Origin of the sequence: Pseudomonas sp. PDM10 (assembly GCF_014852295.1) — a bacterium.
Taxonomy (GTDB): domain Bacteria; phylum Pseudomonadota; class Gammaproteobacteria; order Pseudomonadales; family Pseudomonadaceae; genus Aquipseudomonas.
In genome coordinates this window covers 661,904-678,907 of the sequence record NZ_JACVBJ010000004.1, presented here as the reverse complement: position 1 = coordinate 678,907, position 17,004 = coordinate 661,904, and the positions used below count along the sequence as shown (strand labels likewise).

General features: G+C 56.7%; 15 protein-coding genes and 1 pseudogene. 10 read left to right on the top strand and 6 right to left on the bottom strand.

The features are described 5' to 3' along the window. Window positions 1-51 precede the first annotated feature (51 nt). The 5 genes from IB252_RS17600 (at window position 52) to IB252_RS17580 (ending at window position 5,831) form a co-directional block, all read left to right on the top strand. Window positions 52-1,254 carry a glycosyltransferase gene (locus tag IB252_RS17600; RefSeq protein ID WP_192409707.1) on the top strand — a complete coding sequence of 401 codons (1,203 nt, stop codon included), beginning with the start codon at window positions 52-54 and terminating at the stop codon, window positions 1,252-1,254. Continuing rightward, complete coding sequence (locus tag IB252_RS17595; protein WP_192409706.1) at window positions 1,251-2,438, top strand: glycosyltransferase family 2 protein; 1,188 nt, start codon at window positions 1,251-1,253, stop codon at window positions 2,436-2,438. Before IB252_RS17600 ends, IB252_RS17595 begins: the two co-directional genes overlap by 4 nt. Next, complete coding sequence (locus IB252_RS17590; protein ID WP_192409705.1) at window positions 2,438-3,172, top strand: WecB/TagA/CpsF family glycosyltransferase; 735 nt, start codon at window positions 2,438-2,440, stop codon at window positions 3,170-3,172. The genes IB252_RS17595 and IB252_RS17590 overlap by 1 nt, the downstream gene beginning before the upstream one ends. Window positions 3,173-3,489: 317 nt before the next feature. Continuing rightward, window positions 3,490-4,632: a hypothetical protein gene (locus IB252_RS17585; protein WP_192409704.1), complete on the top strand. Its 1,143-nt coding sequence runs from the start codon at window positions 3,490-3,492 to the stop codon at window positions 4,630-4,632. A gap of 77 nt (window positions 4,633-4,709) precedes the next feature. Next, window positions 4,710-5,831, top strand: a complete 1,122-nt coding sequence (locus IB252_RS17580; protein WP_192409703.1) for a glycosyltransferase 61 family protein — start codon at window positions 4,710-4,712, stop codon at window positions 5,829-5,831. A 76-nt stretch (window positions 5,832-5,907) separates the two neighbouring features. Here the strand turns inward: IB252_RS17580 and IB252_RS17575 are convergent, their stop codons facing one another. The 3 genes from IB252_RS17575 to IB252_RS17565 form a co-directional block, all read right to left on the bottom strand. Further along, entirely contained in the window at window positions 5,908-7,332 is a 1,425-nt protein-coding gene (locus tag IB252_RS17575; protein ID WP_111448707.1) for an undecaprenyl-phosphate glucose phosphotransferase, read from the bottom strand. 441 nt (window positions 7,333-7,773) lie between these two features. Continuing rightward, the gene (locus tag IB252_RS17570; protein ID WP_192409702.1) at window positions 7,774-8,958 is read right to left on the bottom strand and encodes an acetyl-CoA C-acyltransferase family protein; all 1,185 of its coding nucleotides are present in this window, start codon (window positions 8,956-8,958) and stop codon (window positions 7,774-7,776) included. 434 nt (window positions 8,959-9,392) lie between these two features. Then, a complete protein-coding gene (locus tag IB252_RS17565) occupies window positions 9,393-9,650 on the bottom strand; it encodes a DUF2790 domain-containing protein (RefSeq protein WP_192409701.1) in 258 nt (85 codons plus the stop codon). A gap of 257 nt (window positions 9,651-9,907) precedes the next feature. On the opposite strand from IB252_RS17565, the gene IB252_RS17560 reads away from it, so the two are divergent. Next, window positions 9,908-10,129 carry a hypothetical protein gene (locus IB252_RS17560; protein WP_111448703.1) on the top strand — a complete coding sequence of 74 codons (222 nt, stop codon included), beginning with the start codon at window positions 9,908-9,910 and terminating at the stop codon, window positions 10,127-10,129. Between the two features lie 164 nt (window positions 10,130-10,293). Here the strand turns inward: IB252_RS17560 and IB252_RS17555 are convergent. Beyond that, window positions 10,294-11,018: pseudogene (locus IB252_RS17555) on the bottom strand (chromate transporter). Between the two features lie 186 nt (window positions 11,019-11,204). Between IB252_RS17555 and IB252_RS17550 the strand changes: the two are divergent. Genes IB252_RS17550 through IB252_RS17540 form a run of 3 tightly spaced genes read left to right on the top strand, consistent with a single transcriptional unit; the run spans window position 11,205 to window position 14,200 of the window. Next, window positions 11,205-12,176, top strand: coding sequence for a tripartite tricarboxylate transporter substrate binding protein (locus tag IB252_RS17550; RefSeq protein ID WP_111448701.1), 972 nt, complete (start codon window positions 11,205-11,207; stop codon window positions 12,174-12,176). Then, window positions 12,173-12,667, top strand: a complete 495-nt coding sequence (locus tag IB252_RS17545; RefSeq protein WP_192409700.1) for a tripartite tricarboxylate transporter TctB family protein — start codon at window positions 12,173-12,175, stop codon at window positions 12,665-12,667. The genes IB252_RS17550 and IB252_RS17545 overlap by 4 nt, the downstream gene beginning before the upstream one ends. A gap of 24 nt (window positions 12,668-12,691) precedes the next feature. After that, window positions 12,692-14,200, top strand: a complete 1,509-nt coding sequence (locus tag IB252_RS17540) for a tripartite tricarboxylate transporter permease (protein WP_192409699.1) — start codon at window positions 12,692-12,694, stop codon at window positions 14,198-14,200. 845 nt (window positions 14,201-15,045) lie between these two features. On the opposite strand, the gene IB252_RS17535 is transcribed toward IB252_RS17540, so the two are convergent. Both IB252_RS17535 and IB252_RS17530 read right to left on the bottom strand, forming a co-directional pair. Further along, window positions 15,046-15,465 carry an organic hydroperoxide resistance protein gene (locus IB252_RS17535; RefSeq protein ID WP_192409698.1) on the bottom strand — a complete coding sequence of 140 codons (420 nt, stop codon included), beginning with the start codon at window positions 15,463-15,465 and terminating at the stop codon, window positions 15,046-15,048. Window positions 15,466-15,666: 201 nt separating this feature from the next. Beyond that, window positions 15,667-16,152 carry a MaoC family dehydratase gene (locus IB252_RS17530; RefSeq protein WP_192409697.1) on the bottom strand — a complete coding sequence of 162 codons (486 nt, stop codon included), beginning with the start codon at window positions 16,150-16,152 and terminating at the stop codon, window positions 15,667-15,669. Window positions 16,153-16,341: 189 nt separating this feature from the next. On the opposite strand from IB252_RS17530, the gene IB252_RS17525 reads away from it, so the two are divergent. Then, the gene (locus IB252_RS17525) at window positions 16,342-16,956 is read left to right on the top strand and encodes a LysE family translocator (protein WP_192409696.1); all 615 of its coding nucleotides are present in this window, start codon (window positions 16,342-16,344) and stop codon (window positions 16,954-16,956) included. Window positions 16,957-17,004 lie beyond the last annotated feature (48 nt).

Sequence of the window (17,004 nt, the reverse complement as noted above, 5' to 3'; positions counted from 1 at the left end):
GGGATTACTTGCAGTAATAATCCACCGCAACGACAACTAAGTCTGGTTCCTATGCGTATCGCTTATTTCATCAATCAATACCCCAAAGTCAGCCATAGCTTCATTCGTCGCGAGATTTTGGCGTTGGAGCGTCAGGGGTTTGTGGTGCAGCGCATTGCTCTGCGTGGCTGGGATGCCGAATTGGTGGATGCCGAAGACGTGTCTGAACGCGATAAAACTCAGTATGTGCTGCAGGGCGGAGTCAAAGAGCTGTTAGTGCCTGTGCTGCAGGTGCTGCGCGCCCAGCCGCGACGTTTTTTTTCGGCGCTGTGGCTGGCGCTGCGCATGGGCCAGCGTGCCGATCGCCCCTGGCCGTACCATTTGGTTTATTTGTCCGAGGCGTGTCGCGTGCTGATCTGGTTGCAGGCGTTTGGGGCCGAGCATGTGCATGCGCATTTCGGCACCAACTCAACCGAGGTGGTGATGCTGGCCAATGTGCTTGGTGGGCCGGTGTACAGTTTTACCGTGCACGGCCCGGAGGAGTTCGACAAACCGCAGTTTATTCATTTGGGCGAGAAAGTCCGGCGTGCGGCTTTTGTCGCGGCGATCAGTTCTTATGGGCGTAGCCAGCTGTTTCGCTGGGTGGCTCATGCGCACTGGCCAAGGGTAAAGGTGGTGCACTGTGGGCTGGAGCGGGCGTTTCACGATGTGCCGGCTGTTGCTGTGCCATCTGCGCCGCGGTTGGTTTGCGTAGGTCGTTTGTGTGAACAGAAGGGACAATTGTTGTTGCTTGAGGCTGCCCGCATCCTGGCAGCTCAAGGTGTGGAGTTCGAAATAGTACTGGCCGGCGATGGAGAAATGCGCGCGGAAATCGAAGCCCTGATTGCACGGCATGGCTTGCAGGCGCAGGTGCGGATTACCGGCTGGATCAGCAGTGAGCAGGTGCGGGCGGAAATTCTTGCGGCCCGGGCCTTGGTGCTGCCGAGCTTCGCCGAGGGTTTGCCAGTAGTCATCATGGAAGCCATGGCTTTGCGCCGGCCAGTATTGACGAGCTATGTGGCAGGGATTCCCGAGTTGGTACAAGAGGGTGTGAACGGTTGGTTGTTTCCCGCTGGAGCGGTGGATGAGTTGGTGGCGGCGTTGGCGGACTGCCTCGCGCAACCTGTCGAGGTGTTGCAGCGGATGGGCGAGGCGGCCTATCAGCGAGTGCTGGAGCGACACGACATCGATACCGAAGCGGCCAAGTTGGCTAATTTGTTTAGGGCGCAAGCATGATCACATTACTTGGTTGGCTGTTCAGCTCCCTGCTGATACTCATCCTACTGCCGGTGTTGGTGCTGTTTGTACAGGTGCTGATGGCCTGCCTGCCTGCACGGTCGCGCTCGTCGGCGCAAGGACCGCGACCGCGGGTGGCGGTGTTGATACCGGCACACAATGAATCCTCGATCATCGTCGCGACGTTAAACAGCATACGGCCGCAGTTGCTTTTGGGTGATCGCCTGTTGGTGGTGGCGGATAACTGTTCTGACGACACAGCCGCGCAGGCTCGCACGGCGGGCGCCGAGGTGGTGGAGCGCCGCAATGATCAGCAGCGTGGCAAGGGTTATGCGCTGGACTGCGGGGTGCGTCATTTGGCGAGTGATGCGCCGGAAGTCATGATTGTTGTCGATGCGGATTGCCAGGTGGCCGAGGGTTCTATTGAGCGTTTGGCCATCTGTTGCATCGACTCAGGGCGGCCAGCGCAAGCCCTTAATTTAATGCTTGCTCCAGCAGGTTCCGGGCTAAAAGTGCGGCTTGCCGAGTTTGCCTGGTGTGTGAAGAATCGGGTTCGGCCGCAAGGTTGGACCCGGCTTGGCTTGCCCTGTCAGCTAATGGGCACGGGAATGGCTTTCGTCTGGCGGGATCTGACGTTGATCAATTTGGCCAGTGGCCACATCGTTGAAGATTTGAAGATGGGTCTGGATTTATGCCGAAGCGGCAAGCCGCCTGTGTTCTGCCCCGATGCTCTGGTAACCAGTTATTTTCCGCGCAGCGATGAAGGCTTAACAACCCAGCGTACGCGCTGGGAACATGGTCATCTAGGGGTCATCCTTGGGGATACGCCAAAGTTGCTGTTGGAGTCGATTGGCCAGCGCAACTGGCGTCTGCTGGCGATGACGCTGGATTTGTTGGTCCCACCGTTGGCCTTATTGACGCTGGCCTTGGCGGCGGCATTTGGTCTGTCGTGGTTGGTATTCATGCTGTCCGGAGCTTTGGCGCCAGCCTTGATAGCTTCTTGCGGGGTGGCAATATTGGGGGTAACTATCTTGTTGGCATGGAGCCAGTTTGGTCGCAGGATTATTTCTTTTGCAGCCTTGTTGTATGCGCCGTTCTACGCGATGAAGAAAATCCCTCTGTATCTCGGCTTTTTGCTTAAGCGCCAGGTTGAATGGGTGCGTTCGAAGCGAGATGACAACTAATGCGCGCTTTATCCTGGCAGCACAGCTGGCAAACGATTACCCGCAAACTCAGGGTGGTCAGCGATGCTGAAGACGAGCAAGCATTGATTGATGCGTTATCCAGACCTGACGTGACGACAGTGCTCGGGTTCGCCAATGCCCATGCCATGAATCTGGTGGCGGCCAATACCGACTACTTTAACGCACTGCTGGCTGCGGACGTGTTATTGCGGGATGGCTCCGGCATGGCCATCCTGTTTCGTCGTCTCGGCCTGGAGCCGGGGCTGAATATGAATGGCACCGATTTCATTCCCAAATTGCTGGCCGCGTTCAAGGGCCGGCGCGTGGCTTTCTGGGGTACTGAAGAGCCCTTTCTTGCCAATGCGGTGCAGCGTAGCGAAGCGATATTTGCGGTCAACATCGTCTCTGCTCACCATGGTTTCGCGCCGGTGGATACCTATATAAGCCTTGCCCGGCAGTTTCAGCCGGAACTGGTTGTGCTGGGTATGGGCATGCCCAAGCAAGAAGCCGTTGCTGCCAGGTTAGCCGTCAGTGGTGTGCCCTGTCTGGTCGTGTGCGGAGGGGCGATCCTGGATTTTCTCGGCGGCAAGGTGACTCGCGCTCCGCAATGGGTGCGTCGTCTCGGTTGTGAGTGGGTGTTCAGGCTATTGGGTGAGCCAAAGCGATTATTCAAACGCTATGTGGTGGGTAATCCGAAGTTCTTGTTGCGCACGTTGATCTACAGGGACTCTTGACGTGACAGGAATTTGACACCTGGCAGGACTCCCCCCCCTCGGCGTAAAAAACACGGCTGAAATATCTTGCAAAACCCCGGTGTAGCACCTTTACTCAAGTTGGAATTGTCGAGTTGATAGGGTGTTCGTGGTTGTTTTTTTTCATTAGGATTGGCGTCAATAAAATGTTGTCGAACAATCTTGACTCCAGGGAGGGAATGGCGAGTTTTCGCGCGAAAGAAAGGTGACGTGCTCAGTTGTCGAGCGCTCATTTCGAGTATTTAGTTTGTTGATTTGCAAACTGAAATACTCATTCCTTGAATTGTGCTAATAACCAAATGAAAGAATATATAGCAAAATTAGTTCGTAAATTAATATCTCCTTCAATGCGATTTGAGCTAAGGAAAGCGGTTGCCTGGTTGCGGGATATACTTGGGCGAGCCTGTTTTTGGCGTTGGGAAATTGTCAGGTTCAGGCTGCGGGAAGATAGCCTCCACGACATTCTCTATGTGGGCAGGAAAACACAGCGGGAATTTGTGAAGGTTCTACTGGGTGCTAAATCTCAAACGGTTAATAGTCAGTTAAAGTTGGACACGTCAGACCGGACGGTGTGGGTCAGTGAAATGCCGACGGTGGGGGCATTGTATGTGCCTCAATATCTGAGTGCCGTCGTGCCGCTGAGCAAGTCAATCGACGAGATCACAGCAAGATACAACGCTGAGTTACGTCGAAATCTGCGCAAGAACCGGTTGCGCTACCGTATGAAACGAGCGTTGAACGATGACGAGATTGAAAGTGCAGACCGGGAAATGCTTCGACCTTACGCCAAGGCAAGGCATGGTACGGCCGCCTCTCAAATTGAAACGCATGAAGTTCAACGGGTGGCGAAAGTTGCCGGGCGACTCGATCTGGTGTTGTTGGAGGATGAGATTGTTGCATGCCATCTTGGCTGCGTAGTCACCCGGGCAGGCAAGCGCTATTGGAGCACCGTGCGTTTCGGCTACCCTGACGCTGTTTTTTCAGATACTAAAAAGTTACGTGAAGTTAATTCAATTACTACGTTCATGGCACTGGAGTGGGCGATAGAAAACGGTTTTGACTATTATGATATCGGAACGTGCCTGGCTCGCCCGGACGATGGACTTCTTGAGTGGAAAAGAAGGCGAGGCGGTGATGTTGATACGCTGGGCAATTACGGTTATTTGTTTGTTCGACTGCCCAAGATGGGCGCAGCGCAATTTCTTTGGGAGACGCCTCTGTTTGCTGTCGAAGGCAAGCAGTTGACACTGCATCTTGGGTTGCCGGACGGTCCGAGTGACGAGGAAGTTGCAAATCGATACCGCGAGATGGGTTTTGGCGGCCTTTTTAAAATATACCTTCATTGTTCCAGGACGCCGGGAGAAACGCTTCTCGGCACCTTGCGTAGTCGCTACGCTCATCTGAAGTCACCCCCTGTCCTGGAAAGTATCGTATCCACCTGAACAGGTTGCTGATTTTAAAGAAGTGCAGTTTTGGCATGAACGCTGTTTCTGTATAACTAAATTTGGATGGGGTGCCTATGTCGGAGTTCAATGCATTGACGATTGACGGCCAATCAAAGTGGAGCCTTGCTGCGTATAAATACATGTTTAACACACGGCTCACCCGAAAACCGTCCTTGACCCTGCAAAGCCAAGCCGTGAAAACGTGGGAAATTTATCCAGGCGACACCTCGATTGCTCCCCCCGCTTTTTTCTTGCCAAATCAGCTTGAGCGTGTAACCGGATGGGAAGAGAAGCTTTTTTATCCTCACGAGCATCCCCGCCGCACAATGGAAGGCGTCGGTCGTGTTGAACATGGTCCGACTAAAGGTTACCTGCTTAAAGATGTCTGGTTAATCGATGGCACGCTCTACAAAGGCAATGCCAAAGCATCGTTATCGCCCAGATCCGGATGGTTGCCAAATATTCGTGTAGAAAACGAAATTGATCGCGGCGCGATGTATTGCACTGCGGGGGGGAATAAATGGTTCGGGTCCTGGTTAATGGATGATTGTATAACCTATCCAATTGCATGCGAGGAGGGCGTTCCGGTGACCACGGCAGCGTCTGCCAACCTTGTTTCCACTGTCACGAACGGCATACTTCATACCCCCGGCTATGAGGACTGGCTTGGTATGACCCCGGTTCGTATACGTAATGCTTTTTTTCGTGAGCTCGTGATCTTTGACGATCTGAGTCAAAACAGAAATAAGCATTTGCGTTTTCGTGCGATGGGGGAAAAGTTGATTTCACACGTCAACGTTTGCTCTCACCCCGGCGTGTTCATTCTGCGAGGTGGCACGGGTGAACTGCGATTGTTACGCAATGAAATGGAGCTTGCCGAGCGCCTGCGTGACCGCAGAGGTTTTCGTATTATCGATCCTGCGAAATCCGACGTGCCGACTATCGTCGCGGCCTGTGCCGGGGCAAGAACCGTGGTAGGGATTGAGGGGAGTCATCTTATACACGGCGTTAATGTGCTGCAGCTAGGAGGTTCACTACTGGTTTTGCAACCGCCTAATCGTTTCCTCTGTTTTTTCAAATATCTAACGGATCGCGATCACCAAAATTTCGGTTTTGTGGTCGGCACCCCAGAGGGGGACGGTTTTAGTGTCGATCCTGATGAAGTGGAGCGCACGCTGGACCTCTTTCCATCCTGATACGGCGAGGCGGTTGTTGGCCTCGCCTTTATTCCGCATCAATGGGTTTAGATATCGCCCAGGCACTCAAGACTGGCTAGTAGGCATGTTTGCCGGAGAAGGCAAACACCGTTCGTACAAGAATGACGAAATCGAGCCATAGCGACCAGTTGTTGATGTACTCGATGTCCGAGTCAACACGCCGAATCATCTGATCTATATCCTTCGTTTCACCACGATAGCCACGTACCTGAGCCAGGCCTGTGATGCCCGGTTTAATGTTGTGACGCGCAAAGTAGCCCGAGACATCGGGCGAGTACTGAACATCGTGTTGAATAGCGTGCGGGCGAGGCCCCACCAGAGACATTTCCCCCATCAAAACGTTGAACAACTGCGGTAGCTCGTCAAGGCTGGTTCGCCGAATAAAGGCCCCAACCCTGGTCATGCGCGGGTCATTCTTTTGCGCCTGCTTGACGATGCCATCTTCAGGCTGATGGACGACCATGCTTCTGAACTTCCAGATCCGAAAAGCTTCTCCACTCCACCCCATGCGCTGTTGACGAAAGAATATGGGGCCGGGGCTGTCGAGCTTGATGGCAATGGCGACGGCTACCAGAACCGGTGCTGCAAGAACCAAAATGAGAAAGGCCAGGACTTTGTCCTCAAGGTTCTTCAGAAACAGACGCATCCCCATCAGCGGAGTTTCAGACAAGGTCAGCACGGGAATGCCGGCAATTTCGCGAACACTGTGGTTGATCAGGCGCAACGAGAAAATGTCAGGCACCCAGTTAACAGAGATGTGTTTATCGAACAGCCTTAAATAAACATCCTGGATGACCTCTGATCCACCTAAAGGGGTCACGAAATAGACGGTACGAATGGCATGTTTGACAACTAACTCATCAAGGTCGGAGATATCGCCCAGTATCGACAGACGTTGCGCGCCTTCCAGACTTTCCTTTCCCCGATCATCGTCCGCGCCAATCAACACACAGCCGACTATGCGCTCACCGAGCCAGGGATTATTGCTGATTTTCTTGTGAAGATAGCTGGCCAGTTCGCCCGAGCCAATGATGAGCGAGTTTTCCAATTGGGTCGAGTGGGCCAAAAATTTCTTCTGCATCTCGCGTGTCGCGAGGTGCAAAAGCATCTGAGCAAAATATCCAGCAACAAATAACTGCCCGACCAATAAACGCGAGTACTGTTCGCTTTGCTTGGTAAGAAAGGCCATGGCAACGAGAAAGCCAAACGTGGCAGTCCATGCTTTCAAAAGCTTGAAGGCTTTGACGGTAAAACCAACGTTGCTGCGGTAAATAGCATAGTGGTCGTACACGACGGCCAACGCCCCCAGTAGCAACAGGAGCAGGATGACATAGGACTGCGTTATGAAGCCGATATGATAATTGATCAAGAACCACGCAACACCAGTCACCGCAACACAATCCAGACCAGCCTGAATAACGATACTCGTACTGCTTCTTCGCTGGAGAACGGAGCGGGTACTGTTGGGCTCAAATATCATATTTAGACCTCATGCCTGCTGCCCCTCGCGCTCGCTGATCACGCGATTCAGTTCATGCTGCCCTCGCTTGAGAGCGTTGGCGTCACCGTGATTAGCCACTCGCCTTCGAAAATGGGGGCTTTGGGAGCATGTGGCGACGCGTGCTATCACTTTAGCAGTACTGTGAAATCATTCACTGAATCTGTGTAGTTCTGAGTAGTTTAGTAGAACCTTCGGGCTTGAAAAAATGAAGCCCATCGAGATACCGACCGGCCGGCAACAGGGCGGTCCGCGGTGTCTGCAGCAAGGTAGTGCCTGGTCGGCAATCGGGTAGGGGGCGCGAGTGTGGTCGCGCAGTGATCGAGGCTTACACCGTGTTGAAATCTGCGTGCATTGCGCACTGATTCCATCGTGGTAAAACGAGACGGCGCCCACAATGGGCGCCGTCTTCATTTGGGCCGATCAGACGCGTTCGAACAACACGGCGATGCCTTGGCCGCCGCCGATGCACATGGTCGCCAGGGCATACCGACCCTGAACACGGTGCAGTTCGTGAATCGCCTTGGTGGCGATAATCGCACCGGTTGCGCCTACCGGATGGCCCAGGGAAATTCCCGAACCGTTCGGGTTGACCTTCTCCGGGTCAAAGCCCAGTTCCTGCGCCACGGCACACGCTTGGGCCGCGAATGCTTCGTTGGACTCGATGACATCCAGGTCGGCAACGGTCAGACCAGCGCGTTTGAGGACCAGGCGGGTGGCGGGAATCGGTCCCAACCCCATCAGCTCTGGCTCCACGCCGGCATGGGCGTAACCGACCAGTCGGGCGATGGGCTTGAGGCCTTGGTCGAGAACCATCTGACCCGTGGCCATGATCAGTGCTCCGGCACCATCATTGAGGCCCGACGCGTTGCCGGCGGTGACGCTGCCGTCTTTTTTGAAGGCCGGTTTCATCTTGCTCAATTGCTCGGCATTGACCTCGGCGCGGACATGCTCGTCTGTCGCAAACGTCACGGTACCTTTGCGGGACGCCACTTCGATTGGCACGATCTGGTCGGTAAACCGCCCTTCAGCAATCGCCCGGGCCGCCCGTTGCTGGCTGAGCAGCGCCAACTCATCCTGAGCCTGACGAGTGATGCCATAGCGCTCTGCGATGTTTTCCGCAGTAATGCCCATGTGGAATCCGCCAAACGGGTCTTGCAGAACGCCGAGCACGTAGTCGATGGCTTGCATATCGCCCATGCGTGCGCCCCAGCGCGCTTGCGGCAACAGATAGGCTCCGCGACTCATTGATTCGACGCCACCCGCCAGGGCAGCGCCTGCGTCTCCCAACATCAAACTTTGTGCTGCGCTGACAATGGCCTGCAAGCCAGAGCCGCAGAGGCGGTTGACGTTGAAGGCGGGTGTTTCTTTCGGCAGGCCGGCATTCATCGCCACGGCACGAGAGATGTAGGCGTCGCGTGCTTCCGTCGGGATCACATGCCCCATCACCACGTGACCGATGTGTTCAGGTGCCAGCCCCGAACGTTCAATGGCGGCGCGGCAAACGTCAGTGGCCAGTTGAATGGGCGGCACATCTTTGAGCGAGCCGCCATAGCTGCCGATGGCTGAGCGGACGGCGCTGATAACAAAAATGTCGGATGGGTTCATGCGGGTTCCCCTGGAACAGGCCTGGATTCAAGTGTGCTTTTGCACTGTTATATGGGGTGAGTCTAGACACCGTGATGATTTTGGCCTATGCCAAAACTGCTCAAGGGGGATGGCGTTTTTGGCCATTTCAGTTGAAGTCGCTTTTTGATTCGTCTGATCGGGTCAGAAGCGCAGGAAAGAAAAAAGCCGGGTGCACGTCCGTAATGCTGTTCACTTGAGTTTGGTGTTTCCAGATACACACACACATGCGTAGCTAGGGGGCGGTGGATCAAGGGCCTGCCTGTTTTTTTTGTGTGTATATCCGTTTTTGCGGTCACGGCGGCTATGTACCCCAACCTTAAGCGGTGTCAGCACATACCTCTCGCAACGGCGGGCTACAGAGGTCAGCCAGTGGCGCCAGAGTAGCCCGATCCTCTGTGAGTACAGGCGTCTGATCAGTTATCACCAATGCAATTCATGCCCTGGACCTGATAATCCAGCACGTGCTTGCGGCCCTGATGGTCGAGGTAAGTCAGCTGCGCGGGGACGATGCCGCATTCTTGCGTGATGATATTGCTGGACAGGTCTTTGGCGATATCCAGGTGGACGAAGGAACCGGTCTTGTCGTGGATAACAGGTTCGGCGGTCTGGGTATCTGCAAACGCAAAACCCGTGGCGAGGAGAGCAGCAAACCCGAGGATTAACATTTTCATGATGACTTCCTCTATTCAGAGGTGGGTTGGCTGCCGATGGGGTGCCCGGCAGTGAATGAAGGTTAACCAGGCGATCCGCACAACCGACCCACAGTTGAATGACAATTTTCTAATGAAACGGCGCCGAAGTGACGGTGGGTGACCGGCGGCATCGAGTATCAGGTTAGCGATTGCTTTGGAGCCGTATGTCGGGAGCGAGGAACGTCACCCGTGAGAAAACTTCCAATTGAAGTCTGTCTGTCTTAGGGAGTTTGAGCATGAGTGGTGATCAAAAGAGCGAAGCCCTGGCGGCTTGGTATCAGCTCCTGAAAGTGCCCGAAATCCGCATGGATGCCGAAGAGCAATATGACGAGTTGCTCAAGGCTGCCGATGAGATGGAGCGCACCGGACTCATCAGCAGCGTTGAATGGCGCAGGCTGGTTCAAGAGGCGAGCGCTGCTTTTGCCAATGCGACAGAAGGGTTGGGGCGCGGAACGTAGTGGTCAATCCCTGGAGGCACTTCGAGCTGCTGGCTGTTCGGCCTGTTGGGTGAACCATTGCATGATCAGCGAACAGCCAGGATGTGCGGCGGCGGAAGGTTGCAGGTTCAAAGCGTAAATGCCGTAAAGGAGTCGAGGATCAAGGCGACGTGCGTTGGCAAGACTTATAAAAGGGGCAACAGCCACCCCGCGACCCCGCAGCCGACCACCACCAGCCATGGTGGGCGTTTCCAGAACATCAATGCAACCAGGGCGACCAGTGCCAAACCGAAATCTTGCGGCTTGAAAATCGCACTGGTCCAGACAGGCTGATACAGCGCCGCCAACAGCAGGCCGACCACTGCTGCATTGACACCGGCCAGCGCGGCCTGTGTGCGCAAACTGCGGCGCAAGCGTTCCCCAAAAGGCAAGGTCCCCACGATCAACAGAAAGGACGGTGCGAAGATCGCCAGCAAGCAAATCATGCCGCCGATCCAGCCCGACGGGGCGAGGTTCATCGAGGCGCCGAGGAACGCGGCGAAGGTGAACAAGGGACCGGGTACGGCCTGCGCGGCGCCATATCCGGCAAGAAAGGTTTCGTTATTGACCCAGCCAGAGGGCACTACCTCGGCTTGCAGCAATGGCAAAACAACGTGCCCACCACCGAACAGCAGTGAGCCGGACCCACCGCTATGCCGACCTGACTGCTGGCCGGCCCCGGTAGAAATTGGCAGAGCGCGACCAGATCCGCATAGTTGCGCTCGGTCAGCCAGCGCCGTCGTGTGACGAACTCATCACGGAAGTAACCCAGATGGGCAATGGGCCCGCCGAAAGAAGTCAGTCCGAGGCGCAGGAAGATCAGAAACACCGACCACGCGCTGCTGCGGTGATCGGCATGTGGGGCGGTCATGTGTCCACCTTCCTGGTTCGAGCGGGTCCGGTTCATAGGTGAGTGACGATAGCGAATTCGTTAAATGCTGTCTCCCTAACCATGGCCTACGCTTATCCGCAGGCCAATGTTCATTGAGCAGGGTTTTTTCGCCCTGATCGACGTTCACCCGGCACCTATAAAAACAATGCAATCGGGAGACAACTTATGTCCGCTTTGTTCCGTCGATTCAGCCGCTGCATCGCAACGGCCGTTACCGCTGCCGCACTCGCGACACCGGCCTTTGCGCTGGACACCGTCAAGTTCATGGCCCCGGGTTCTGTGGGTGGAGGTTATGACCAGACTGCCAGGGTTCTGGGCAAAGCCATGATCGAGGCCAACACGGCCAAATCCACCACCTTCGAGAACAAGGGCGGAGCAGGGGGGACGTTGGGGCTGGCGCAGTTCGCCAACAGCACCAAGGGCGATCCGAATGCGCTGCTGGTTGTCGGCGCGATCATGGTCACTGCCATTGAACAGAACACACCGCAAATCACCTTGAAGGACGTAACGCCGATTGCCCGGTTGTTCACCGAGTACAACGTGATTGCCGTGCGCAAGGAGTCTGAATTCAAAACCCTGGAGGACTTGCTGAAGGTCTTCAAGGACAAGCCGACCAGTATTTCCTGGGGCGGTGGCTCCAAGGGGTCGATCGATCACATCGGCATTGCCGAGTTGGCCGCGAAAATGGGTGTCCCGGTCAACAAGGTGAATTACGTGGCCTTCGCGGGCGGGGGTGAAGTCGTTGCTCAGGCATTGGGCGGGCAGATCAAGGTGATCACCGGTGGTTATGCCGAGCTGGGCCAATACATCAGGAACGGCCAGTTCCGTGTCCTCGCCATCGGCGCCCCTGAACGCATTGAAGGCATCGATGCACCGACCCTCAAAGAGAAAGGCTACGACGTGACCATCGGCAATTGGCGGGGTGTTTACGGTGCCGCGAACCTCACGCCCGAGCAGCGCAAAGAAGTGACCGACGCCGTCGTGGCCGCCACCAACAGCAAAGTCTGGAAAGACAATATCGACACCAACAAATGGTCACCCAACGTCCTGACCGGCGATGAGTTCGGCAAATTCGTCGACGAAGAGCATGTGCGGCTGCGGGCGATGCTGGTCGAGGTCGGACTGGTTTCGAAATGACTCAGCCTCGCGCAATCGTGCCGGTGCAACTGGCGATCGGCGTCGGAGTGATCGCCATCAGCGCCGTGTTGGCGGTGGGCGCATTTCGGTTTCCTCCCGAGATGGGGTTCGTCATCCTGGGAGCCCATGTCTATCCGTACGCCGTCGCAGTGTTCCTGGGCGTCGTCGGTCTGTTGCTGTGTTATCAGGCCGCTACCGGTGGTTTCCGCGAGCTGGCGGACCACAGCGACGAAGCTGCCCAAGCGCTGCCCGGCGGAAAAGCTGGCGCAGCCTGGGTGACGGCGGGGCTTATAGGGGTGGCCGTGCTGATTAACCTCATCGGCTTCGTATTGGCCGCCGGGCTGCTGTTTGCCTGTTCGGCACGGGGGTTTGGCAGTCGTCGCCCAGTGAAGGACCTCGCTATCGGCATTGCCTTGACCCTGCCGATTTACTGGCTGTTCAACGCCGGGCTAGGGGTTTCCCTGCCGCCCCTTGTCAATGCCTGGATCTGACCCGGGCCGAAGGAGGTAAACAAGGTGGAAACTCTCGCGAACCTGGCCATTGGTTTTTCCGCTGCGCTGACACCGATCAACTTGATGTGGGGTTTTATCGGCTGTTTGCTTGGCACCGCCATTGGTGTCTTGCCGGGTATTGGGCCGGCGCTGACGGTGGCGCTGCTGTTGCCGATCACCGCCAAGGTCGATCCCACGGGCGCCTTGATCATGTTCGCCGGTATCTATTACGGCGCGCAGTTTGGCGGCTCGACCACCTCCATCCTGCTCAATACGCCCGGTGAATCGTCCTCCATGGTCACGGCCCTGGAAGGCAATCTCATGGCGCGCAACGGCCGGGCAGGACCGGCCCTGGCCACCGCCGCGATAGGCTCATTTGTTGCCGGCACCATTGCGACGGTGTTGCTGACGTTGTTTGCTCCGATTGTTGCCACGCTGGCGCTCAAGTTTGGTCCTGCGGAGTATTTCGCGATTCTGGTGCTGTCCTTCACGACGGTGTCTGCGGTACTCGGCGCTTCGATGCTGCGCGGTTTTGCCTCGCTAGGGGTTGGGCTGACCATCGGCTTGATCGGCCTGGACTCGACCTCGGGCATTGCCCGCTACACCTTGGCGGTGCCGGAGCTGGTGGATGGCATCGAAGTCGTGCTCGTGGCGGTCGGTTTGTTTGCAGTGGGTGAGGCGTTGTACAGCCTGCTTTATCAGAAAGAAGAAACGTCCGGCCGGCACCGTTTGACCTCGTTGTGGATGACGCGCGCTGACTGGAAACGCTCGGTCCCCGCCTGGCTACGGGGCACGTTGATCGGCTTTCCATTTGGGTCGATTCCGGCAGGGGGCGCGGAAATTCCGACGTTCCTGTCCTATTCGGCGGAACGCAAACTGAGCAAGTACCCGAAAGAGTTTGCGGGCAGTAAGGGTGAGGGGGCGATCGAGGGGGTTGCCGGTCCCGAGGCGGCCAACAACGCGAGTGCGACGGGTTCGTTGGTGCCACTGCTGACGCTCGGGATACCGACGTCCGCTACCGCGGCGATTCTGTTGGCTGCGTTCCAGAACTACAACCTGCAGCCGGGGCCGATGCTCTTCCAGACGTCGGGAGAATTGGTCTGGACCCTGGTGGCCTCGCTGTATGTCGGCAACGTGATCCTGCTGGTGTTGAATCTTCCGTTGGTGGGACTGTGGGTCAAGCTTCTGCAGATTCCCCGCCCGTACCTGAATGCCGGCATTCTGGTGTTTGCCACGATTGGCGTGTACGGCATGCGCCATTCTTCCTTCGATCTTATGCTGATGTTGGCGATTGGGTGGGGCGGGGTCTTGATGCGTCGTTTCGATTTTCCCGTCGCCCCCGTGATCGTCGGCATGTTGCTAGGGCCGATGGCTGAAAAGCAGCTGCGCAATGCGTTGTCCATCAGCGAGGGAGACTGGCTGGTGTTTGTGACACAACCGATATCGGCCGCGTTCCTCGCACTGACGCTGCTGGTGCTGGTGGTTCCGCACCTGCTTCACGCCCGCGGTATCAAGTTGCATGAGGACGATTGAGCGCAGTGGCCAGTGCAGCTTGCCGGGAAGGCAGGCTGCACGGGTAATGCTGTTTACTTAAGGTTGGAGTACATATCCGTTTCTGCGGTGATGGCGGCTATCGGTTTCGCTTTAACAGCGAGTCACTTTCGAAAAGCCTGCGCGGCCCGGCGGAAAGTAACCAAAGCGCTCTTGCCCCTTTCGTACGGTGCCTCGCTTAGGCTCGGCATGCCCTCGCTCCGGTCCTGCTCCGTGGGCCCGCCGCCATCGGCCATCCATGGCCGGGGGCGGCTAACCCGGCATCCATGCCGGGTTGCCCACTGCGCAGAACCTCCACTCGGCCTCCCGAGGCGGCGTGCACCGCAAAAGCAAAGCGAGGCGGCCTTACCGGCCGGCCTGTCTCTTCATGCGTATGCATTCCCCCTGTGGGAGCGAGCCTGCTCGCGAAAGACGTGAACGATAACGCGGGCTGTCTGAATGAACGCGGTGTCCGGACGTTTTTCGCGAGCAGGCTCGCTCCCACAGGTACAACACCGGGCTGTTGATCTTGCTTTGCTTTGGCTTTTGATCTTGATCTGCCCCGTCGGAAGGCCGAGTGGAGGTTCTGCGCAGTGGGCACCGCGGCAAGGATGCCGCGGTAGCCGCCCCCGGCCATGGATGGCCGATGGCGGCGGGCCCACGGAGCAGGACCGGAGCGAGGGAACCCTGAGCCTAAGCGAAGGGCCGTACGCCAGGGGCAAGAGCCCTTGGTTACTTGGGGGCTTTTCCAAGTGACTCGCTGTAAAAGCGAAACCGCCAGCAGCCATCACCGCAGAAACGGATATGTCCCCGATCTAAAGTGAGCAGCGCCGCCCGGAATGCTTCGATTAAACCAGATTGATCGTGACGTCGATGTTGCCACGGGTCGCCTTCGAGTACGGGCACCGCTGGTGGGCACCATCCACCACCGCCCGTGCGACTGCAGGATCCAGACCCGGAAGGCTGACATTGAGGCGCGCCTGGAGGAAAAAGGCATCTTCGGTCTTGCCCAGGTCCACTTCGGCATCGACGGCAACATCGCTCGGCAGGGTCACTTTCAACGCAACAGCCGCCTTACCCATTGCACCGATGAAACAGGCCGACCAACCTGCTGCCAACAGCTGTTCGGGATTGGTGCCACTCCCTGACGAGCCAGGCGCGGAAAGCTTGATGTCCAAACGTCCATCGTCGCTTCGCGACTCGCCGTTACGGCCTCCGGTCGTGTGGGTCTTGCCGGTGTAAAGCACGGTATCGATTTCATTGATCATGAGGTGGCTCCTGCTGGGGTGTTGGGCTCATTAGCCTGTGTTCATCGAAGAACACCAGGTGTGCGACGCCACCCACTTTTTCACCTTCATGTACTGCGTATGTGTCCTGATCCGGCGATTGTGTATCGCTGTGTAAGATCGCCCGCGAACATACAGAGCGATACAAATCCCCGGTCACCTTCGTCGATACACGTGAAGCCGTTATTCGCGAGGGGCCGTGACACCGTTTGTGGGATCACCTTCATGCAGCATCTGCGTCAGGATTTCTCGCTCCTTCACGCCCGGCACGACGCCGCTGGTTTGTGCTTCCAGCACGACGATGTCGTCCTCGTTGGTCATTGTGATAGCCGCCGTGGCCCGGTCCTTTTCATCGATGTTGGTGATCACCCAATGGCAGGTGATGGTGTCGCCGGCATACACGGGTTTCTTGAAGTGAAACGTCATGCCTGACGCCAGCCAGCCGATCTGCCCACCGATTTCGGTGACCAGGCTGGCCGTCAGCAGACCATGGGAAACCGGCGTCCTGAAGCCGCGGGCCTCGGCGAAACGCGCATCGAAATGCACGGGGTTGTAGTCGCGGGAAATGTTGGCGAAGCGTTGAATGTCTTGCTCACTGAAGCGGCGGGATACCGTGAAGCTGTCGCCTGCTTGCAGCCCTTTGGCGGCGCGCTGTCTGAAGCTGATCACTGAATAATCCTTTTATTGATGAGGTGCTCTCAACCGGAAGCACCGATGAGCGTGCTTAATCAATAAGTGGGTTATTGTCACGCGTCAACCCGCTAATTCGCGACCCACAAACGTACAAGCCAAGCGACAGTTTGCCTGCGTAGACTCCAACGATTCGTACCGCGTTTCTTGGTTAATTGCAGGCAAGTCATGGACATTTTTCTCTACGCCTTCAGCGTGATGTACAGCCCGGGGCCGGTCAATTTCATGGCGCTGAACGCCGGGCTGACGGGAAGGTTTCGGCGCTCCCTGGGTTTCTTCGTCGGCGTGGGCTGCGCGTTGTTGATGCTGTTCATCCTCTTTGGCTATACCGGTGAAGCGATTATTTCCCAGAGGGCGCTGCCTTACATTTCACTGGTCGGCGGTCTCTATACGCTCTATCTCGCCTACCAGGTCTATACCGCAACGACGGTGGTGCCGGGGGCCAGCGAGCCCCCTGTTGCAGCGCAAAAGACCCTGACGTTCTGGAACGGATTTTTGATTCAGGTGTTGAACCCCAAAGGCATCATGGTGGTGTTGCCGATCACCAGTGTCATGTTGCCGGCGGCGCACATCACCGGTTCCTCCATCGCGATCGTCTCTGCGCTGCTGGCAATCGCCGGCGGTGGGGCGCCCGGAGTTTATTCGCTGCTGGGCGCCATCCTCGGCCGACGTATTACCCGTGAGTCTTATTTCACGGTGTTCAATCGTCTGATGGGGCTGGCGCTCGTGGTCTGTGCGTTCTTCATGTTCCACGCGTTCTACCTGCACGTTCAGGCGACATGAACCGGCTTGAGCGACGTGTCGATCCCTCGTGTTATGGTTTCGAAGGTA